The 22,294-nt window shown below is 38.4% G+C and carries 11 protein-coding genes; 3 read left to right on the top strand and 8 right to left on the bottom strand.

The genetic code is table 11. The features are described from left to right. Positions 1 to 336: 336 nt before the first annotated feature. Positions 337 to 1,965, bottom strand: a complete 1,629-nt coding sequence (locus tag WC614_11340; GenBank protein MFA5033598.1) for an SBBP repeat-containing protein — start codon at positions 1,963 to 1,965, stop codon at positions 337 to 339. 168 nt (positions 1,966 to 2,133) lie between these two features. Between WC614_11340 and WC614_11335 the strand changes: the two genes are divergently transcribed. Further along, on the top strand, positions 2,134 to 4,713 hold the full coding sequence (locus WC614_11335; GenBank protein ID MFA5033597.1) for a valine--tRNA ligase: 2,580 nt from the start codon (positions 2,134 to 2,136) through the stop codon (positions 4,711 to 4,713). 9 nt (positions 4,714 to 4,722) lie between these two features. Beyond that, positions 4,723 to 5,307, top strand: a complete 585-nt coding sequence (plsY, locus tag WC614_11330; GenBank protein ID MFA5033596.1) for a glycerol-3-phosphate 1-O-acyltransferase PlsY — start codon at positions 4,723 to 4,725, stop codon at positions 5,305 to 5,307. 464 nt (positions 5,308 to 5,771) lie between these two features. Here the strand turns inward: plsY and mrdA are convergent, their stop codons facing one another. From mrdA to WC614_11310, 4 genes are all read right to left on the bottom strand, one after another. After that, positions 5,772 to 7,535 (bottom strand): penicillin-binding protein 2, encoded by a 1,764-nt coding sequence (gene mrdA / locus WC614_11325; protein MFA5033595.1) that lies wholly within the window; start codon positions 7,533 to 7,535, stop codon positions 5,772 to 5,774. A gap of 306 nt (positions 7,536 to 7,841) precedes the next feature. Continuing rightward, positions 7,842 to 13,829 carry a hypothetical protein gene (locus WC614_11320; GenBank protein MFA5033594.1) on the bottom strand — a complete coding sequence of 1,996 codons (5,988 nt, stop codon included), beginning with the start codon at positions 13,827 to 13,829 and terminating at the stop codon, positions 7,842 to 7,844. Between the two features lie 249 nt (positions 13,830 to 14,078). Continuing rightward, on the bottom strand, positions 14,079 to 15,005 hold the full coding sequence (locus WC614_11315; GenBank protein MFA5033593.1) for a hypothetical protein: 927 nt from the start codon (positions 15,003 to 15,005) through the stop codon (positions 14,079 to 14,081). Positions 15,006 to 15,127: 122 nt separating this feature from the next. Continuing rightward, positions 15,128 to 17,719, bottom strand: coding sequence for a DNA translocase FtsK 4TM domain-containing protein (locus WC614_11310; protein ID MFA5033592.1), 2,592 nt, complete (start codon positions 17,717 to 17,719; stop codon positions 15,128 to 15,130). Between the two features lie 661 nt (positions 17,720 to 18,380). Between WC614_11310 and WC614_11305 the strand changes: the two genes are divergently transcribed. Further along, on the top strand, positions 18,381 to 19,169 hold the full coding sequence (locus WC614_11305) for a hypothetical protein (GenBank protein ID MFA5033591.1): 789 nt from the start codon (positions 18,381 to 18,383) through the stop codon (positions 19,167 to 19,169). Between the two features lie 255 nt (positions 19,170 to 19,424). Here the strand turns inward: WC614_11305 and WC614_11300 are convergent, their stop codons facing one another. The 3 genes from WC614_11300 to rho form a co-directional block, all read right to left on the bottom strand. Beyond that, positions 19,425 to 20,162, bottom strand: coding sequence for a hypothetical protein (locus tag WC614_11300; protein MFA5033590.1), 738 nt, complete (start codon positions 20,160 to 20,162; stop codon positions 19,425 to 19,427). A 184-nt stretch (positions 20,163 to 20,346) separates the two neighbouring features. Further along, a complete protein-coding gene (locus WC614_11295; protein ID MFA5033589.1) occupies positions 20,347 to 20,793 on the bottom strand; it encodes a cyclic nucleotide-binding domain-containing protein in 447 nt (148 codons plus the stop codon). Between the two features lie 252 nt (positions 20,794 to 21,045). Continuing rightward, positions 21,046 to 22,293, bottom strand: coding sequence for a transcription termination factor Rho (gene rho, locus WC614_11290; GenBank protein ID MFA5033588.1), 1,248 nt, complete (start codon positions 22,291 to 22,293; stop codon positions 21,046 to 21,048). Between the last annotated feature and the right edge of the window lies 1 nt (position 22,294).

Below are 22,294 nucleotides of genomic sequence, written 5' to 3'. Positions count from 1 at the left end.
AGATTTAAACAGTAATGGCAATTCGAAAGAATTGCCATTTGTTTTTGGCGAGGCAGGTTTGCCCTTAATTATTTTCTTCCTGCGGGAAGCATTTCCTGACGATGATTTCCCCCGTAGAATATAATTCAACCTCTCTTTATTGTTAAAATATTTTCAACTATAAGCTTGACAATATAGTGAATTTTAAGTATTAAAATAATCATACTGAACAAAATCTGTGGTTTTTGTTCAGTATGATGTGATTTTATGATAAAAGACATTATTCTTCAACACTTATCTGTCTATTCGTTATACAAACCATTGAAACAACTAAACTCACAAACATTAATACCTTCCTCATTTTACCCCTCCTATCTTTATTATTTTTAACAACTTTTTATTATCATTTATCTTCACAAAATAAACTCCTTTTTTTAAGTCCTCTCCTAGAATATTATTATTCGTTGTTCTTACCAATCGTCCACATATGTCATATATCTGTATTTTAGACTCTTTCAATTTTGAATTTTCTAATTTTATAATTGTAGTCTGTGTAAACGGATTCGGGAATATTTGAATATTTGATATTTGATTTTTCATATTTGATTCTTCCACTCCTACGCACGAGTATTTTATCGTCGTACAGTCATCTCCGGAAGAAGAAAAACCATAACTATCCCCCGTTACATATACATATCCCTTGTTATCTACTGCGATTGAGTATGCATTATCAAAATCATTCCCGGGTCCATTATATCTCTGAACCCACTCTTCGCCTCCTGAACTATTGTATTTTATCGTTACATAGTCAGGATAATAAGTCCCGGTGTCACAACTTCTTCCTGTTACATAAGTATTCCCGATGTTATCCACTGCAATTGAATTCGCCCAATCATAACTGTTACCGGGACCATTATATCTCCTAACCCACATAGTATCCCCTGAATTGTTGTATTTTATTGTTGCATAATCGGGATTATTTCCTGATGCATAACTCTTCCCTGTAACATAAACGTTTCCATTATTATCTATTGCAAGTGCAGTTGCTTCGTCTTTACGAGTACTGTCTGGACCATAATACCTTCGGGTCCAGATTGTATCTCCTACACTGTTATATTTTATCGTTGCATAATCAGTATAGGGGTACACTCCTGTCGTAATACATCCTGTTACATACACATTTCCGTTAATGTCCACTGCTATTCCTGTGCCACCCCCTCCCCATGTAAGTCCTTTTGTTTTAGTATGACCATATTCTTTTAAGTTTTTATAACCCTTTCCTGTTCCACTATAAGTTCTAACCCATACCGTATCCCCGAAACTGTTATATTTTATTGTTGCATAGTCAGTATAGCCACTTTCTCCCGTTACATATACATTTCCATTGTTATCTACTGTTATAGCATGTGCAAAAGGAGTATCACCAGTCCCTGTTCCAGTATAGTGACTAACCCACACACTATCTCCAAAACTGTTATACTTTATCGTTACATAACCATTCGCACGTCCTGTTACGTATACATTTCCGCTGTCATCCACTGCTATTGCACTTGCTTCATCGTCTTTATCCCCCGTTCCGCCTCCCCAATCATATCTTCTAACCCATACTACATCTCCTGCACTGTTGTATTTGATTGTCGCATAATCATAATAAGTCCCAATTCCAACACTCCTTCCCGTCACATATACGTTCCCATTTTTATCAACTGCAATTGCATATGCATTATCGCCATCATTGTCTGGTCCATCATATTTCCTAACCCATACAGTATCTCCCGCACTGTTATATTTTATTGTCAAGTAATCCGGGTAAGCAAAAGTATCCCCGCTCGCTCCGGCTACATACACATTTCCACTATCATCCACTGCAATTGCAAATGCACCATCTCCTTGATGCGCTGAACCATCATACCTCGCTACCCATACCTGTCCAAAAATCTGTAAAGGTACGATAAATCCTATAAATAGAATAAATAATCTTTTCATAATTCCCCCTGTTTTTTTATTATTTTTGTTATAATTTGTTATTAATGCTTTCATTCTTAGTATTTGTCAATAAGTCTTTAGTCATAATTTTATAGGAATATTAATTTTATTGACTATTAAATAAGATAGGTTAAATTACCTAATAATTTAGATTATTAAAACAATATTATGGAATTAGATAAAATATATAACGCGGAAAACGTAGAAAAAAAGTGGTACAAGTATTGGATAGACAATAAACTATTCAATGCCGTTCCTAACCTTGAACGTAAGCCGTTTACGGTTGTTATCCCGCCGCCGAACGTTACTAATATTTTACATCTCGGGCAGGCTTTAAATAACACAATCCAGGATATATTCGTACGTTTTAAAAGAATGCAGGGATACGAAGCGGAATGGATTCCCGGTGTTGACCATGCAGGTATCGCTACCGAAGTTATGGTAATCGCGGAAGTTCTGAAAGGTAAATCCAAAAGCGATATCGGGAAGGAAGAGTTTTTGAAACACGCCACAAATTGGGCGGAAGAAAAAAAATCAATCATACTTGAACAACTCAAATCATTAGGTTGCTCCTGCGATTGGGACCATACAAGATATACGATGGACCCCGGTTTTCAGCTTGCCGTGCAGGAAGCTTTTGTGAGATTATATAAAGACGGGCTGATTTACAAGGGCGATTATATCGTTAACTGGTGTCCTAAATGCGCAACCGCAATATCCGATGAAGAGGTTGACAATGAAGCGAATAAAGGTTCATTGTATTATATAAAATACCCAATAAAAAATGAAGACGAATACGTTGTCGTGGCTACGACAAGACCCGAAACAATGCTTGGAGATACTGCTTGCGCAGTAAATCCTTCGGACGAAAAAAACAAAAAGTTTATCGGCAAAACACTTGTCCTGCCGATTATGAACCGCGAAATACAGGTTGTTTCGGATGATGCAGTTGACCCGAACTTCGGAACGGGTGTTGTGAAAATCACTCCCGCGCACGATGCAATGGACTTTGAAATCGCGGAAAGGCACAACCTGCAGAAGATTCGCATAATGGATAATTACGGCATTCTTAACGAAAACGCCGGGAAGTATCGCGGATTAACCGTGAAAGAAGCGCGCAAAAAAGTTTTAGAACAACTGGAATCGGAAAACTTATTATTAAAAACGGAACCTTACGAAAATACTATCGGGCGTTGTTACCGATGTAAATCAATAATAGAACCGTTGCTTTCGAAGCAATGGTTTGTAAACCAGAGAGAACTTGCCGCGCCTGCCATTAAAGCAGTGGAAACCGGAGAAATAAAATTTTATCCCGACAGGTGGACGGGAGTATACTTAAACTGGATGAACAATGTCAGGGATTGGTGCATTTCAAGGCAAATAACGTGGGGACATCCCATACCCGTGTTTTATTGCAGTAACGGATGTCCGCCAATTGTAGAAGCTTTTACGCCGAAAGTATGTCCTAAATGCGGAGGCACCGACATCCATCAGGATGAAGACGTGCTGGATACGTGGTTTTCAAGCTGGCTCTGGCCGTTTGCCGTATTTGGATGGCCTAAAAGAACACAGGAATTGGGATATTTCTATCCTACTACGTTGCTTTCTACAGCTTCGGAAATAATATTTTTCTGGGTGGCGAGAATGGTGATGGCGGGGTATAAATTTATCGGGAAGCTCCCTTTTACCGATGTTTACGTTCACGGGACAGTGAGAGATTCTATCGGCAGGAAAATGTCCAAGTCCCTGGGAAACGGCATAGACCCGAGAGAAATTATAAAAAAATACGGCACGGATGCGTTACGGTTTTCCTTGATTACTGCCGCCGGAGAAGGGCAGGACCCGCATATACAGGAAAATACTTTCCTTACGGGAAGAGATTTTGCAAATAAAATATGGAACGCTTACAGACTGATAAGTTCTATCCCCGATAACCCGGAAGGATTTGAAGAAGAAGCCGTGGATAAGTGGATAATGACAAGACTTTCCACTCTTATACAGGACGTTACGCGTATGCTTTCAAAGTATAAATTGCAGGAACCCGGCATGCGGATTTACGATTTCTTCTGGCACGATTTTTGTGACTGGTATCTGGAAATAGCTAAGTTACGCAGAAAAAAAGGAGTAGCGGAAAAAGTAATGAGTAATTTTTTGCAGTTGTTGCATCCATTTATGCCTTTCATAACGGAAGAAATATGGAAAAATCTGGAACCTAAAGAAGTATCCATTATGACAAGCAGTTGGCCATGCGTGAAAGCGAAATGGTGTAATGCTTTGGCAGAAGAAGAATTTGAACTTATAAAAAACATTATAACGGTTACGAGAATGATTCGCGCCGAGCTGCATATTTCCCAGACTCAAGCGTTGGACATAAATATAAAATGTGAAAACAAAGATAAAGTAGCAATCGAAAATAATGCGGAATATATAAAGACACTTGCAAAAGTAAATAATATTATTTTTACGGATTCCCTGCCAAAGGGTGTTATAAGACAGTTGAAAGGAGTCGGGCTTTCCATCCCCATAGAAGGTTTGGTAGACGTGAAAGAAGAATTATCAAAAGCAAATGCGGAACTGGAAAAATTAAATCCGATTATCAAAGCAAATGAAAACAAATTGAACTCGCCTGCTTTTTGTTCAAAGGCAAATCCTGATGTGGTTAGCAAAACAAGAGAGACTACGGAAGTGTTGAAGAAAAAGGTAGAAAGTATAAAAGAGGCGATTGAATTATTGTCCGGCAAGGCATAGGGAGAAAATATGAATTTTATAATTTCGGTTGTCTTTGGGTTTTTATGCGGAAGCATTCCTTTTGGATATATTATTGCGAGGATGCGAGGTATAGAAGATATCCGCAAAGTGGGGAGCGGTAATATAGGCGCGACAAACGTGGGTCGGGTATGCGGGAAGAAATACGGTTTTATAGTTTCCATTCTGGATATATTAAAAGGCTTTTTGCCTACGTTTATAATAATGCACTCCCAAAAGTTTGGAGTTAATCTTGCTATTATATGTGGTTTTGCATCAATATTAGGACACGTGTTCTCTCCGTGGCTTAAAGGCAAGGGCGGAAAAGGCGCAGCTACAGGACTCGGAGTTTTTTTGGGACTTGTAACGGTTCAGGCGATTATCGCTTTTGGTGTGTGGGGGCTTTTGGTTTTGGCTTTTGGTTGGGTATCTCTGGCATCTATGAGTGCGGCGTTGGTTCTTGTTATTCTTGTTTTTTTGAAGAATGGGGTAGGGGCATTGTTTTTTATGGTTTCGTTGGGATTTTTGTTAATAGTATTTGCGCATCGGAAAAACATTCAGCGTCTTATTAAGCATCAGGAACCGAAGATAAGGTAATGGAGTAAGAACTGTCCAGCAAAGCTGGATAGAGATCTCTAATCGTCCGCCTAAGTTGGACTCAAGAGCTTTCTATAATAACTGTAACAGATGGTAACTTGTTGTGACAGATGACAGAAGTTTAGCCACTGATTAACACGGATACAGAAAAAAGTAGGAAGTAAGAAGGGACGGAAAGAAATGGAACCGCGAATAAACGCCAATTAACGCGGATAAGGAAATACAGAAAATTCAACCACCCCGCCAGAGCGGGGTAAACTCCAGACACAGAGAAAAAAAGATTCAGGCCAACAGATAACGAAAAACAGACAGAGAACACAGAGAAAAATAGAGTGCACAGAGAGAAAGAGGTTCACAAAACTAAAAAGAGCATAGGACGTAGAGAATGGAAAACAGTTGATAGAAAAGGGAGTTAATATGGGTAAGGTTAAAAGTATATAAAAGAGATGGCGACAAGGGGAAAATTAATTATATTCCGGAGGGGGAGCCGGTTGAGTTTGGGGGTGTTGTTTTGAGAGATATTTTTGGATTATTCTTTTTGCGATAGGGGCGGCTATACTGCCTCCATGTCCACCATTTTCGATAAGAACAACGACACAAATTTCAGGATTTTCATACGGCGCAAAAGCAGTAAACCATGCGTGAGGTGTGCCGTGGGGGTTTTGGGCTGTCCCGGTTTTTCCCGCAACCTGTATCTCCGGGATTATGGCAGCTCTGGCAGTGCCGTTGGGAGCGTTAACTGCGCCTAACATTCCTTCGCGCGCAACGTTAATTGCTTCCTGCGAAAAGGGTAAAGCCCTATAATGAGCGGGAGTCGAATAAATCAATTCCCCCGAAGAATTAACTATTTTAGATACGATTCTGGGAGTGTATATTAGACCTTTTGTTGCGATGCCGGAGATAACAGATAGTATTTGAATTGGAGTAACAAGAATTTCTCCCTGTCCGATAGATAAATTAGCTACAAGTCCTTTCCCCCAAATACCACCGTATTTTTTTTTGTACCATTGTTCGGAAGGGACGAACCCTTTGCTTTCTCTCGGGATGTCGACTCCCGTGACTTTGCCAAAACCAACGTCTCTTGCTTTAGAACAAAGAGGTTCTATACCGAGGTTCATTCCGACCTGATAAAAAAAGACATCACAAGAAACGGTAATAGCTTCTACTGTATTTGTAGAACCGTGAACATCCCAACAATTAAAAGTTCTATTACCTATTAACATAGAACCGTTACAGGATACAAATTGATATGTATCTGCGTGTAATTTTCCTAAATCGATGGCAGCGGCGGCGGTGACCATTTTAAAAACAGAACCGGGAGGATTAGTTCCGAGAACTCTATCGTATAGAGGAGCGGACGGGTCTTCTATGCATTGTCGCCATACGTTGTAAGTTAGACTTGTAGAGAATAAATTAGGGTCAAATGCCGGTCTGGATACCCAGACAAGGATTTCTCCCGTATAAGGATTCATAGCGACGCAACAACCGGAAAAGTTTGAAGCGGTAAATATGGAATCAGCCAGGATTTGCAAATCAAAATCAATATTGAGCCATGTGTCATAACCAGGTTCGGGAGGGTCATAAGAAAGGAGTCCGAGTTCACGTCCGCGCGCATCTACTTCTATGTAACGAGCTCCATTTTTGCCTTTTAAGAATTCTTCGTATTGTTTTTCGAGTCCGGATTTTCCGATGTTCCCGCCTAATCTGTAAGTCTTATCACTACTTTTATCTTTGATGTTTTTAAGTTCTTTTTTAGAAAGTTCTCCTGTGTACCCAATTAAATGAGCGAAAGTTTTGCTGTATAAATATCTGCGGGAGGGTTGAGCTTTTACCTTGAGGTTAGGGAATTGTTCTCTTTGTTCTTCTAATTTACATATAATATTAAGAGGAGCATTTTTAATGGTATCTTTTTTTGAAGAAGGAACGTATCCTTTGGAGTAAAGGGGAGATATTATATCAGTAAGATAAGTTCGTGTAGAAGCAGATAACTTTGAAAGGGAATCAATAATTATTGTATAAGTGGCTATATTGTCAGCAATTATTTTTCCGTCTTTAGTATAAATAACTCCTCTTGGAGCGGATATAATGTCTTCCTTAAGGCAGTTATTGGACGCCTGCCTTTTATATTCTTTGCCGCTCCATAGTTGTAAGAATGCTAATCTTAAGAGGATCAATAAAAAAGCAATTGTTACCACAAAAACTACTATCTTCGTTCTGTCTTCCTGCATTTTATAAGTAAACAGTAAAAAATAAAGAAAACATTTTATTGCCGACTAAACCCCTTCTAACTAATCCTTTTCTAATCTTTATTCTGTTCCTTAAGTTTTGCCCATAAAAAGCCGGACAAAACTGGATAAGTTAGAGTCCAGCGGAGCTGGATAATTATCTCTAAGAACTAAAGTTCTAAGAGCTAACTATAATCCCGCCTTGGCGGGAAACTCCAACTAACCCTTTTCTAATCTTTATTCGATACCTTAAATTTTGCTGCGCAAAATTGGATAAGTTGGACTAAACTCCTTCGGAGTTAAGTCCAACTAAAATGTAAATGTAACAGAAAATTTAAGGCCCACATCTCTTAAGTTGCCTCCATATCCAATTTTTGACCATTGTTGGGTATAGAAAGCAGTGGCACCACCGGTTATACTTTCAGAAAAATTATAATTCAACGCAGGAGATACTTTTATTGATTTAGTATCTATTTTTTTCTCATTAGTAACGGCATTTTCTTTAGTCTCAAAATTAAGGTCGGTCGTAACGCTTGCATCCAGGCTACTTTTAAGTTTTACATTATATAATCCCGGAAATTTTATTCCTTCCGAAGCATTAATAGAACGGTTCACACTAATACTATAACTAATTTTTTGCGAAGCAGTAATGTTACCAGTTTCTGTTTTTAACTCCTCTCGTCCCTTGTTAAAATTAATAGAGGCTCTTGCCCCGGTTTTGTCTTTAAATTCTCCATTAACTTCGTAAGAAGTATTTATATTTTTAGATATGCTTGTAAGGATAGGAGCGCTTGTAAGCGTGGCTTTTGCTCCTGATTCGCTGGTGTTTAATGCGTAAGTGTAACTTGCGTTAAAAGAATTAAATAATTTTTTGAATAAGAAAAACTTTTCTATATTTCCTATATCAACCGAAAAATTAGGATACTGAGTTTGAGAGGAAGTAGTAATATTGCTGCCGGATTTACCGTTATCGCTGAGCGTTTTGCTTGCGCTTCCCCTTAAGGAAATATTTTTCATAGAAATTCCGACTCCGGTAATACCATAAGATTTTGTTTGATTGAAAAAGGAACTGTGGTCAATTGAATCTGAAGCAATTCTTGTATCAGGGTTTTCTTCAAATCCCCATCTATATTTATAGGATGGTCTGTCGATAAGAGAATAAAAGTTATTGCCTTTGCCTATGGAGTAAGAGAGGGAAGGGTTTTGTAATGTGCCTACTAGTTTTTCAATTTGAATTAAGCTCCAGTTAAAACTTAATGGTTTTGCCAGAGAATCCAATTTTTCATTTCGAATTTTTGTTCCTAAGGTAATAATCTTATAGAGATTAACAGGCAATGTATATGTGATGCTATTTGTCGTGCCTACATTTCTTACAGAATCCAACATTTTACTGTGGTCTTCGGCATAAGCTGCACTATAAGATATTCCCGGGGAAATTATGCCAAACAAACTGGGATTAAAGCCAACTCCTATATGTTCATTCATTCCTATTTCTTTGTCTTTTCGGTCAAAGTAAAGGTTTTTTGTATGATTGCTGGAGTAGTTAAGCAGGAGGGGATTAATCGGCTTATACGTAATTCCCCTATTCCATAAAAAAGTTTGAGCTCCCGGGACCGTATATTTATCATATATTGTATCCAATTTTGTGGTGTGAGTGAGAGTATCGATTTTTTCTAGAATAGTATATTTACGAGCTTCGGAATGTGTATAACTTCCTCCTATATTTACTGATTGAGGAAAGTAATTAAAGGCGAGGTTTTTGATTTTTAATGCCGGTAGATTAGGAGAATAGCCGTAACTTGCAGATGAAGTATGAGTAAAAGAAGAATCTATTTGTGTTGGTAGATTTGATGCGTTGTCGCTATAATTGAATGCTCCTTTTAGGTTATCAAGAGTTAATCGTAGGAAGGGATTTTTAGAGCCGGTTTTGCTAATATTGCTTAAGCCAAAATTTCGTTGTTTATTTAAGGAAGTTTGTTTTTTCTGTTCAAGAGAATTAAGCAATATGTCATCTTTATGTACCGGAGTTGATGTTCCATTTGTGATGCCGAAGTTTATGGGAAGAGAGAATCCCCATGCAGCGGGTAAAAATCTATCTGCTTTTAAACTCCCATTAAACCCAATTGTTTTTTGAGAATTTGTTGCCATACGACCTGCTTCCGAAGAAAATGCGGCAAGGCTTTTAAAATAAGGGCTGGTAGAAGTATAGCTAAGATTTAAGGATGCAAAATCTGAAATACCGCAAGTAAGTCCTATTGTGCCGGCGACTCCGACATCTCGCTTTACATTGGAAAGTCTCAATTCGTCAAAATAAACTTCTCCCGAATCAGACTTATTTGAGTCTGCAATAACGCCAAGTTCAATGCGAGAAATATTTGTAATTGTTGGATTGCCGTGTATGATGTAACGATGTCCATCAATACAGGTGTCAACAGTAGAAGTATCTAAGCTGCGGGTTAATTTCAATTGAGCCATAGCTTCAAAATCTATTTGTTTTTCTTCCCAGCTTGTATTGGTGGAGTCGCGGTATTCGTAGAAATTGAAATTATCTCCTATCAGTCTAATAAAAAGTTGAGCATTTCCGGTGCCTCTTGTCCAGAAAGAGAAATTCTTATATTGAATAAAACTTCTTGGAACGGAATAAGTGGTATAACAACTTCCTTCTGTATTTAAAAGATTTTCGTATTTTAACACTAATGATTGTTCCTGTTCTAATCTACCGTAGGAGTCTTTTTCTCGTTTTACCGGAGCCGGGTTAGCGTTATAATCAGGGTCTTCGTTTGTATTTTTTGTAGATATCGTTACATTGTCGCTTCCTTTGTGTTTCCATTTATTGCCTACTACATCTAAAGCGGCTATAGCTACCTCATAGCCCGGGGATATTTGTTCGATCCATAATCGGGAATATCTGATATATTCCCATTGAGGAACTCCAACTTTATTTGTTTCAAAAGCAGTAAGTGGAATGCGGAAAAAATGCCATTCACTCCGTTCATCAATATGATACTGGGAAGATTGAGGGTTTGATAGATCAATGCTGTAAGTGAAAAAATCGGATTGGTCATCAAGGGTGCTGTCTTTGTCGAGGTCTTCTCCGTCAAGGTTCCCATTCCCTTCTGTTCCGTTGATGTGTGAATAATCATCAGGATACTTGGAATCATATGCCCAATCGTCATTCCATTCGTCTCCCGGTATATTTTCTCCGTCCGTTCCTGCAACTCCATCAAGTCCCACATCTTCATCGGATCCTCTTAACTGGTCACCATTTTTGTCTTCTGTATCCAATGTTCCCCTGCCCATTAATTGTCCGTTTGAATTTCGTCGCATAGCATCTTCAGGTATGTAACTTCCAATATCAAGGTGGAGTTTTCCTGAGTTGCCTTTTACCCATATTTCAACGTATTGTTCTTCTGCAAAGCTCATTCCTCGTTCTGACAAACAGGTTTGTAGAGTAGTCCAGCAAGAATCAGTCATATTTCCGTATCTCCAACTATCCGTTGGTGTTCGTAAAACCAAATAAGTTCGCGTATCTTTTCTTTTTTGGTCTGATAGATTAGGATAAAGAATTGTATCAGGCAGATTGTCATGAGGGTTATACCATTGTGGGTGTGCAAAATTATTATCCTCTGTTCCGGTTGGCTTACTTCCAAAAATCCAATCGCTTCTTGTTACGCCTAAAGATGTGGAAGACTTTGCTCCTTCCATATCGTCTATATATACATCTCCTTTAGTATTCGCATTGGGCAATGATGTCCCTACATTTCCTTGAATCGTAAAAGAAGATGGGGCAGATGCATTAACCAAGGGTAACCCATCGGCAAGTTTTGTTAAGAAGTCAGGTTTATAGGAGGCGCTGCCTACTAATTCACCCAATAGAATTTTTGTTGGCTCTGAGCCTAAACGAGGTCTTGTATCAAATGAGCTCGTTGAATAATATATAAAAGCCGAAGATAATTGTGCATTTTCTCCTATTTTTGTTTCACCTCTCATACCAAGTAAATTTTTACTAGCCGCCTGAAAAAATGGAACATACTGAAAATTAGCGCTTATTTTTGCATTGGGATTATCTACCAGAGGTGTTTTAAATGTTATATGTCCGATATCATAATCTATGTCATAATCTTCACCACTTTTCAATGTGATATCTCCTACTTTTATTACTTCACTGCCCGGCATTATATTCATCATTCCGAGAGAATAATCTCTGGTTGTTCCTTTATATTGCACCCATATATAATATTTAGGTTGGACTTTATCAGGCGATAAATCCGGTTTATTATAGATGGAATCTTTATCTGTTAATACGGTGTCAATAAATGGAAAATTTTGGGGGAACACTATCAAACCATACCTCGTATCCAGTCTTCCATTTACCAAGTTCCTAAGCGTATCTTTTATTCCTAATAGAGTTATATAGGGTTTATTGTTGTGTGTCGGGTCTATTTCTTCATCTACTCCTCCACCGTAACTGTGTTTATATATTTTTATATCAAAATTAGTTAAATCAAGGCTATCGGAACCTAATGAGTATATATTTTTGAGTTCATACCACCAGCTTGCATAGGCGGTATCGGCCGGTCCCAGATGCCTGTCTTTTTTGATTACCTGTGTGTTTTGAATTGAAATTGTTTGTGTAGAATCATATGTTCCTACGGTAACTGTTTCCCCTAATCTGTTTACATAAGCCCACCTTATCGCTAACAAATCTCCGGAATATAAAGAGTAGTTTAACTGCAGTATGGGAAGTCTTGGAGTACTTCCTCCTATTCCAGCCGTATCAAGCAAAAAGAAACTATTTTCTAATTCCTGAACGAATCGATATTGGAGAGATGTGTCCGGAATAGTGGGATTGATTGCAATATCAAATGCTGTCCCTGCTCTTGTCTGGTCTTGTGCAGTTGGCTCTTCTTTACTTCTGTAAACTTTAAAATCTAATATTTGTCGGGGCAATAAATTAACATTCCCGGAATATATATCATGTCTATCTGCCAGACTTTTAACGTACTCGGGAGGCAATAGCGCGAAAAACCGGGATTTCACAAAATCAATGTCTTCTATTTTTATTTCCTGACTTGTTTTCCCTCCTCCTGCCCATGTCGTGCTCTGGTTTTCTGTTGCTTCTCTGGAAGCAATAGTTGTTAAGTTTAGGGGGCCTATTTTTGCCTGACTTTTTATTCCGAACAATCCTTTATGTGGAGTTGACCCTCCTATTAACAGTACCCCGGGCAACGAAAGTTCCGTATTGCCGGCATTAATTGACTGTATTATCTCATCTTCGTCTCCTTTGTATTCAAGTTTTATTGTATTATCAAGTTCAAATTCACGCTCGGAGTCATGATTAATATATACATTTACTTTTTCTCCTATAGTTCCTTTTAAGTCTACAGTAAGATGTTGTTTCATTTGAAGATTGGGGAACCAACTTTCGTGTGTTTGTTCAGTTGGCTTATAATCAAAATTTTTTGGTTTACTCCCGCCAAGTTCTACTCTTTGACTGCCGGATACATCAAGTTTTCCTCCTTGTCCTATTATCCCCGCTATGGGTTTTGGAAAATTTATTGGCAATTCTATGTCTTTAATAAGTCCGGTTCCTCTACTTTTTTGTGCCCCTGCAATGAATATTTCCGAATATGTTGACTTAAAGCCTGACAACATCATATTGTTATATAACTCTGATAATGGAGTAGCTTTTAATCTAACTAATATGCTGTCTTTTGTCTCATAGTTAACAATAAAACTTTCACCGCCAGGGCGGGACGTTTTGTTTGAAAACGAAATCTCCGATTCTGTTTCAAAGCCGGAAACTTCTTTAAGTAGTATATCGGAAGCTTTTAATAGTGGAATAGTATCAGGAAAAACAGGAGTGGTCGTATCCTTATAAACAGTGTCTGAAAAAGCAAGAGAGTTTGTATCGTTAGAAAGAGAGTCCGGTAAAATAATCGTATCGTTAGAAAGGGTATCCGGTAAAACCTGCCTGTTCGGCAGGCGGGCAAGAGCACTCGTATCTTTTTTAAGACTCTTATCTGTTGTATCGCTTGTTATTGTAGGTATAACAAGGGTGTCTTGCGCTAACGGGGATTGTAAACTATCTGTTGAAATAACACTACCTGCCTGGTGCGAAGCCTCCGTGTTATCGGATTCGGTAGGCAAGCTATCTTTTTGAGAAACTGAATCCGTTCTGCCAAGTTCGGATGTCGCAGGCCCCGTGGTATCTGAAAGAGCCTTTAAGCTACTTGCCTGTATACCAAACAGGGAAGTAATATTAGACTGGATTAAAATAAAAAATAGAACAAACATTAACCTTTATGCTTCATATAATAGGATATAGAGTATCTTTTTTACTCGTAATTGTCAAGAGGTAAAATCCATTTTTTTAGGTAGAGTTTGCAATAGATAAACGTTACTTTAATTACGTTGGATTTGCCTACCTGAACCCCGGTTTATCCAACTCTCCCGTAAAAGATTCGGGACTATAGTAGTTGTTGTAACGGAAGAGGACGGAGGGGGCGGGGAAGAGGAATCAAAAACGAGAGTTGTTTTATTTGCCTAATGTTTGTATTTCTTTAATACCCTTAATACTCTTAATGTATTCCATCTGCTTTCTTTGCCTATTGCTTCCATCTCAAAATGTACTCTTCCCGCATATTTCTGTTGCACGGGCCAATGATTATTTATTAACTTCTTTCCCAGTATGATTTCTAATGCTTCTTCCATTCTCTCATCATATTTTTGACAAGAGGACCCAAAATAATCCATACATCTTAGAATATCATATTTCCACCGGACAGGATAGGATAACATTGTCATCTTTTTGTCAATTATTTCATCGGTTTTGTCGGATTTATATAGTTTATGCATTAAGATGAATTCATGAGCTTTTTTTATGGAGGGAATAATTTCTTTATTTTTATAGGAGTATTTATTGTCCAGGTATTCTTTTAATCCTTCCAATATATTGATTGTCGTATGAAGGGAGCTGTGATTTTTATCGAATTCCCATCTGCAGTTCCAACCTCCGTCAGGGAATTGTTTTTCCAGAATAAAATCAATAATTTCATTTATTTTTGGCGAAGAGATTTTCGCATAACAACATATATTTAATATCATTCCACATACACATAAATCCCCATGTCTTTCCTTCTTTTTTTGGGGTATTTTCCAAAGTGTATTAATTAGTATTTTACTGCTTTCTATATATTCTTTTGTTTCGGGAGGTATTGCAATATTTTTCAGGTCAAGCAGTGTATAAGTAGTTGAAATCCATTTAGGCGAATAAATTCCATTTCCCCATAATCCCGTCTCATTATTACGTCTATCAAGGAATTTTTTGCCCCAGCCACTTTTTGCAATAGCTTTTCTTAAGTGGTTTAATTTTTCTATATCGGTATTTAGTAAATCACGGTTTGTTTGATAAATAATTGAAGGGTCACCGGCAAGCAGCCATTTTATTACACTATTTGTATTATCTTCCATTAAGAAAAAAAGAGAAAGTTATTAGTTGGCGGATATCCTTCTTTAATCCTTAAGCGATACCTTAAATTTTGCTTCGCAAAATTGGATAAGTTAGACTAAGCTCCTGACGGAGCAAAGTCTAACTAAAGTATTACTTCTCTGGATTTACTTCCAACATAAGGTCCGACAACTCCTGCTTTTTCTAATTCATCTATTAATCTTCCTGCCCGCGCATAGCCTATTTTGAATTGCCTTTGTAATAGCGATACTGAAGCAACTCTATGACGGATTACAAGTTCTTTCGCTTCATTAAATAGTTCGTCTGTTTCGTTATTATTTGCTTTCCCGCCTTGAACCATAGACTCTTCCGACTTTGGTGAAGACGTGGATTCATATTCTCCCTGGCGGGTATCTAAAGGTCTTGTGTCTAATATGTGGTTTCTTTCGGGAAGTTCGGGATAGTAATCAAGAGACAATAACAAATCGGATACTCCGCTTAAACCATATTTCGATTCCGTAGCTTTCGCGAACATTTCTATACGTTCGGCGGAACCGGGGAGCGTATCTATACTGACCAGTGATTCTACCAAATCCTGCCGAACTATGTCATCTGCGATTTGCGAGGAGTTATCTATGTTATCTTTTAATAATTCTTTAAGCCATTTTAATGACCATAAATCCGTTATGTGTTTGGATTCTTGTGTTGAAATGTATGCACTGTGTACTCTTTTGGTTACTCCTTCGCCGGGCGGCAAAAATAACATATCTCCTTTGCCTAATAATTTTTCTGCGCCGTTCATATCAAGAATCGTTCTCGAGTCGGTTTTCGATGCTACCTGGAATGCTATTCTCGCAGGGAAATTTGCTTTTATTAAACCCGTGATTATGTCTACGCTCGGGCGTTGTGTGGCAATAACAAGATGAATTCCGACTGCGCGCGACATTTGCGCAAGACGGGTTAAAATTATTTCTATGTCTCGCGGCGCGGTAAGCATCAAATCGGCAAGTTCATCTATCAATATAACAATATAAGGTTTCGGAACGGCAGCTTTTTGATTATAACCGGCAATATCCCTGACTCCGGCAATGGCGAATTCTTTATAACGGATTTCCATCCAGCTAAGAGCTTCCTTTAATGCTCCGAGAGATTCTTTCGCATCCGAAATTACGGGTCTGACGAGATGGGGTATTCCGTTATAAAGGCGCAATTCAAGCCGTTTTGGGTCTATCATCAGAAAACGAACATCTGCAGGGGATGCGCGATATAATATGCTTGCGATGATTGTGTTTATGAATACGCTTTTTCCTGAACCCGTAGTTCCCGCAACTAACAAGTGTGGAAATTCTGCGGCATCCGCATAAACGGGTTCGCCTGCAATGTCTTTACCAAGAGCCGTGCATAATGTTGCAGGGTCGGAATCAAACTCCTTTGAGCTTAAAAGTTCTCGTATGTAAACACTTTGCCTGTGCTGGTTTGGGACTTCTATTCCGATTGCGGCTTTTCCGGGAATAGGAGCTTCTATTCTTATTCTTGCGGATTTCATTGACAGCGCGATATCATCGGCTAAAGAGGCAACCTGGGAAACTTTTATACCGGGGTCAAGTTCAAGTTCATAACGAGTAATTACAGGACCCGGAGCGGCATTAGTTATTCTTCCTTTAACGCCAAACTCTGCAAACTTAGATTCCAGAAGATTTGCATTGTTCTTTAATACCTGTTCATCCTCAACGGGAGTAGCGTTATTATCAGGTAGTTTTAATTTTTCAAGATACATCTCTTTGAATTTTTTGGTGTCTTTGAGTGCTGCATCTAAAGGATTTTCAGGACGAGATGGAACGTTTGCAGGCAAAGACTGTGTGTCGACTTCCTGGACAGGCATATCCGTTTGAGTGTCAGTTTTTAATTCTTCCTGCCTATCGGGCAGGCAGGCCGGAATTGTTTCCGTTTGTTCGGGAGTTTCCACAGGAGCTGTTTCACCTTGAATTAAAGATTTGGATTCGTCCGTTACGGGAATTTCTATATTCTCTTTTGTTTCGACCGGAACGCTTTCCGGCGCTGTATCAGGCAACGTTGCCGAATATTCTGCTTCCGATTCTAGTAGAGTTTTATGGCGTCTGAAAATGCGATTGAAAAGGTTGGCGAAGAAACTAAAAACAGCATTGCGGAAAACATCAAACGTTAAAGCCATTCCGAACAAGATGGCAAATATAACAAACCATTTGCCGACTCCAAAATATTTATCCAGGAATATTTTAAGATTATTGCCTAAAAGACCACCGTCTGTATTAAGCTGGGGAAAGCTGGAAAAAGATAAACATAATAATAAAGTTACACCGATGATAAAAAGAGTTTTTAACGGTAGAATTGCCCAGTATCTATAAGGCATTAATCCCCATAATAGTAGTAAAAACGGAATCAACCATGCGCAGATTCCAAAAATTGATTTGAACCATAAGCTTGTTATTGCGCCTACAATGCCGCATTTATTCAAAACGATTGGCTGAATGTGGAAATAAAAAGGATTTAATTGGGAGTAATCATAAGAGTTAAAAGTGAGGATGCTGGTAATTATAAGAGCGGCAGAGGTTAAGAAGAATATACGGATTGTTTGTATCTGGCGAACGGTAGATAATTTGAGAAAGGATTTGATTAAAGCAATAATTATAACGGAAATCGCAAATAGGGATAACGCTCCCATAATTATATAGAGGGTAGTTTTTAAAACAGTTTCCATCCAATAGCTCATATTTCAATTCCCGTTCCTTTTGAAGCGGACGGGATGTCCCATTTTTCTAATATGAAATACCGTAATTGTCAATTTTTTTGTATGGCAGGGGGGAAATAGAAACAGAAATACAAAATGCAACCACGAGATTCCACCCTCCAAACAAACGGCGGGCAGGCACGATTGACACGAGAAAAGAGGAATAAACGATAAAAAGAATTTGTAGCCATGGATAGAGTATATCAGAGGATCCATGCCTTCGGCAGGCAGGCAGTAGGCAGAATATCAGAGTATCAGAAAATCAGATTACAGAAACAGACGCAAGGCTTCCGCCCCTCCTAAGGCGGGCAGGCAAAGCGGGATAAATTCCGCCTTGCCCTACGAATAGACAGACAGGAATGTCTGTCCTACCCTGCAAATAAATTAGGAGGATTCGTTAATCGTTAATAGGGGAAAGGGAGTAAGAAAAAAATAAGTCATATAGGACGGATAGGACAGATAAGCAAAGCAAAAGAAAAAGCGTTATTCGTGTAATAGTATATTAGTTATTCGGGACAAAGAATAGGACGGAATAACAAAAATCAGAATTTTAAAATTGACAAAAAAATGTAACTTTATATCATAGGCTATATTGATTAAATAGTAGATAGTTAAAAATAAGGAGGGAAAGATGGGATTAAATTTATTATTTCTAATAGGCCTAAGTTTTTCGGGAATTATGGGTGGACCTAAGGATAGGCCAATGTTATTCAGACTTGGAGGAGTTGGTGGTATGGTTGCTCTGGAAGATTACTGGACAAAAATATTTGAAGAGAATAGTGCGCCAACGTTGGAATTCGATATGCCTACGGGAGCTTATTTCAGATTGGATTGGGTAGTATCGAGATTCATACCTAAGGAAGGTTACCAATATGCAGAGACGGAAAAATTAAGAAGAGCAATTGTGTTGACACAGAAGTTTCTTGCGCCAAAAGCTTTTTATACGGGGTTTAACGTGGGAATGTATTCCTTGCCGACCAAAGATAATGCTTTTGGGAAGTTTAGCATACCAACATTATACCCTATGGGAGTTAGTTTAGGATTAATTAACGGGATGTCTCCGTGGCATACTTACTGGTCTGCTGGCGGAGGATTTCTTATGGGAACAGAAGAATGGGATCTTACTAAGTCTTTGCCAACAATAGACCCCACTGATTCCACACAAAAATCTTCTACAGATGTTACAGGATGGTATGGAATGATAGAGTTGGGATTAATAAGACAACTCAGGGGACCTTTTGCGCTGGATTTATTTGTTGGGGCAAATTATTTTAATGTTAATTATACTGTAGGGGATTATGGAAAGATTCCTGCATTACCAAGCGCTCCGGATAAAAAAGCAGAAGGAATTCTGGTAATTGAAGGGGGCATTGGAGTCCTATTCGCATTGCCGTATTACCAGGAAGAAACAATCTGGTAGGCAGAAAATCTTTTGGACGCAGATTTTCGCAGATTAACAGGATACAAACACAGAGAGACACGGAGAAGGGGAGAGATTTATACCAAACCGCTATCAAAATGGTTCCACAGCAAAGCGGGATAACAATCTCTAAGGACTTCGTTCAATAGCTTCGTCTAATTCCAAGTAAGCTAACCAAACAGATTGTTAGCAACTTGGTATTAGAATAGAAACGAAAACCAGATTAGCAATGAATAAATAGAGTGTTTATTTTTCTTATTGTATATTAAATCTGGCAGCCAGTCCGAATGTTGGGTACATCCAGTTTGTTTCCCTGTAAGCTTTATACCATGGAATATATGCATAGTTGAGTTCCGGGATAATATCCAATCCTTTTGTGCACTTTATTTCGCTCCCGAGACAAACAGCGCATCCCCCAGGGTATCTTTCTATTTCATTCGTAGCAACTGCTGTAAATCCCATCTCTTCGAATAAAGAAATACGTAAATAAGGATTAATTTTATTATTTGAAAAGTTTTTACTAATTATTCCGGAGAACATTACGGAAAATATGGGAGGGAATGCTATGCCATACATTAAAACAAAAGCAAGTTTTCCATTATTAATAGGGAATCCTATTTTCAAATATTGCAACAAATCAGAATAAGCATCTTCGGTAAAGGAATCGTCTTTGCTTTGCTCAACTCTCGTATAATCTATAGATGAAAACATTCCCAATACATGTGGGTCTTTACGGTGAGGATAAAAAAGATACATTTCCATACCAAGTTCTGTTTTAATTTCCGGAGGAAAAACTTCTTGTCCGCGAATTCGTAGCGTGCAAGGCATATTGGCATTGAACATCAGGCAACTTGATTTAACAATATCCAGTTTGTTTTCTCCTTTGAGAATACCTCCTGTATGTTCAACATAATCCTGAAATTGGTAGTTTCCTGTTTCTGTTCCCACCACAAAACACCCCTTTTCCATTGTTGTAGTTTGAAAATTAGACATTGGGATAGGCCTGCAACACCCAAACAGAGTTGCAATAAGAAAAAAACAGATTACTCGTATATTCATTTGATATAGCATTAGAATTGATTTTGAAAAAGTCAAATAAAAAAGAGAAGAGCCAAGGGGAATATTATTCTACTATTGGGTATTTGGTATATTAGAATAAAAGAGAATACAAAAAAGATTATGTTAATTCTTCGTTTGTGACTCTTAGCCTTTGGGCTAACATCTGGCAGAAGTTTTTATAGAGTTTCAACTTTAGAGTTATGTTCGTTGAGGAAAGAATATTTTCATTTACTATCATAAGTAAAGTATCTGTGAGTGCCTTTGCGCTTGCTGTGCGGGGCGCATCGTGCTGGATAATACCCATCTCACCAAAATAGTTATTGGTTCCTAATTCGGCAAGTTCTCTTTCTCCTTTGTATATACTGACGGAACCATAAACAATGATATACATTTCCTGTCCTTGTTCTCCTTCCCTGAAGATAACCTCGCCCGGTTTTATTTTCTTTGTAGTGCTGACCTTTAGCATATCCACAAGCTCATACGGTTCAAAGTTGGAAAAGAATTCCACACTCTTGCGTATTTTTTCAATTACTCCCAACATTTCTTTTTCGTTCAGTTCACTCATTATTTCTCCTTCAATCCTATGTTCGAGTCAGACAAGAATGTCCGACCTACCACTACCAATTCACCCATCAATTACTCCTTCAATCCTGTATTTCAGTACACAAACAATTATATTATATGTAACAAAAATACCGAAATTGTCAAGCCCTTATTTTATAAATGCTATAGGGTGCACAACAATAAAATAAAACATTAACAAAATACCAAAACGCAGGCTAAAGCCTGCGGCTACCCCGATAGGTCTAAGAGTCTGCTACCCGTTGCTGTTCATTGATTCGAGAAAATCCTGGTTTGTCTTAGTCCTGCTCATCCTATCCCGCATTAGCTCCATTGCTTCTATCTGGTTCATTTCCAACAGTACCCTTTTCAATATATGAATTCTATGTAAATCTTTTTCCGGGAGTAGAAGTTCAATCTTTCTTGTTCCCGATTTATTAAGATTAATAGCCGGGTATATTCCTCTATTTGAGAGTTCCCTATCCAGAACGAGTTCCATATTTCCTGTGCCTTTGAATTCTTCAAATATTACTTCATCCATTCTTGAACCGGTTTCAACAAGGGCAGTGGCGACGATTGTTAATGAGCCACCTTCTTCAACGTTTCTTGCGGCTCCGAAGAATTTTTTGGGTTCACGTAAAGCTTCGGCATCTACTCCTCCTGACAATGTTCGCCCGGAATGAGGTATGATTGTATTATGCGCTCGCGCTAATCTTGTTATGGAGTCCAGCAATATAACTACGTCCCTTTTGTTTTCTACGAGCCGTTTTGCCTTTTCCATAACCATTTTAGCAACTTGCACGTGCCTGTCGGATGGTTCATCAAAAGTAGAAGAAAGAACTTCTGCTTTTACGTGTCTTCTTGTATCGGTGACTTCTTCCGGCCTTTCGTCTATAAGCAGTATAAGTTGTACGACTTCAGGATGATTTTCCGTAATCGAATTCGCTATTTTCTGAAGCAATATAGTTTTTCCTGCTCTCGGAGGCGATACGATTAGTCCTCTCTGTCCTTTTCCTATAGGGCAGACAAGGTCCAGGATTCGCATTGACAGATCTCCATCAGCTCTTTCGAGTTTTAATCGTTCAGTCGGATGATAAGGCGTAAGAGCATCAAAAGGAACTCTTTGTTTACAGCCTTCCGGGGATTCCATATTAACGGCTTCTATTTTTAGAAGCGCAGGATATCTTTCGGAATCTTTTGGTGGTCTGACTCTTCCTATAACCATATCTCCCGTTCTCAGGTCAAATCTTTTTATTTGAGTATGAGAAACGTAAATGTCTTCCGGGGAAGGGAGGTAAGAGTTACGAGAAGAACGTAAAAACCCATGTTCGGACAGGATTTCAAGTAACCCCTGTCCGAACATGCTTCCTTCTTCTTTTGCCTGAGCTTCAAGAATTTTATACGTCAATTGCTCTTTATTGCCTTCAGGATTTTCCATTCCTAATTTTTGCGCCATTTTTTTCAATAGCGGCTCTTCTTTTGTAAGTAATTCTGTTATTTCCATA

This window comes from bacterium (assembly GCA_041649255.1).
In the GTDB taxonomy this organism is placed as follows: Bacteria; Hydrothermota; UBA3073; order JACQXS01; family JAQTXJ01; genus JAQTXJ01.
This window is presented reverse-complemented; position numbering and strand designations above follow the sequence as displayed.

Bases quoted from the DNA above. Each gene is read 5' to 3' on its own strand.
- WC614_11340 (MFA5033598.1), bottom strand. From the start codon at position 1,965: ATGAAAAGATTATTTATTCTATTTATAGGATTTATCGTACCTTTACAG.
- WC614_11335 (MFA5033597.1), top strand. From the start codon at position 2,134: ATGGAATTAGATAAAATATATAACGCGGAAAACGTAGAAAAAAAGTGG.
- plsY (MFA5033596.1), top strand. From the start codon at position 4,723: ATGAATTTTATAATTTCGGTTGTCTTTGGGTTTTTATGCGGAAGCATT.
- mrdA (MFA5033595.1), bottom strand. From the start codon at position 7,535: ATGCAGGAAGACAGAACGAAGATAGTAGTTTTTGTGGTAACAATTGCT.
- WC614_11320 (MFA5033594.1), bottom strand. From the start codon at position 13,829: ATGTTTGTTCTATTTTTTATTTTAATCCAGTCTAATATTACTTCCCTG.
- WC614_11315 (MFA5033593.1), bottom strand. From the start codon at position 15,005: ATGGAAGATAATACAAATAGTGTAATAAAATGGCTGCTTGCCGGTGAC.
- WC614_11310 (MFA5033592.1), bottom strand. From the start codon at position 17,719: ATGGAAACTGTTTTAAAAACTACCCTCTATATAATTATGGGAGCGTTA.
- WC614_11305 (MFA5033591.1), top strand. From the start codon at position 18,381: ATGGGATTAAATTTATTATTTCTAATAGGCCTAAGTTTTTCGGGAATT.
- WC614_11300 (MFA5033590.1), bottom strand. From the start codon at position 20,162: ATGTCTAATTTTCAAACTACAACAATGGAAAAGGGGTGTTTTGTGGTG.
- WC614_11295 (MFA5033589.1), bottom strand. From the start codon at position 20,793: ATGAGTGAACTGAACGAAAAAGAAATGTTGGGAGTAATTGAAAAAATA.
- rho (MFA5033588.1), bottom strand. From the start codon at position 22,293: ATGGAAATAACAGAATTACTTACAAAAGAAGAGCCGCTATTGAAAAAA.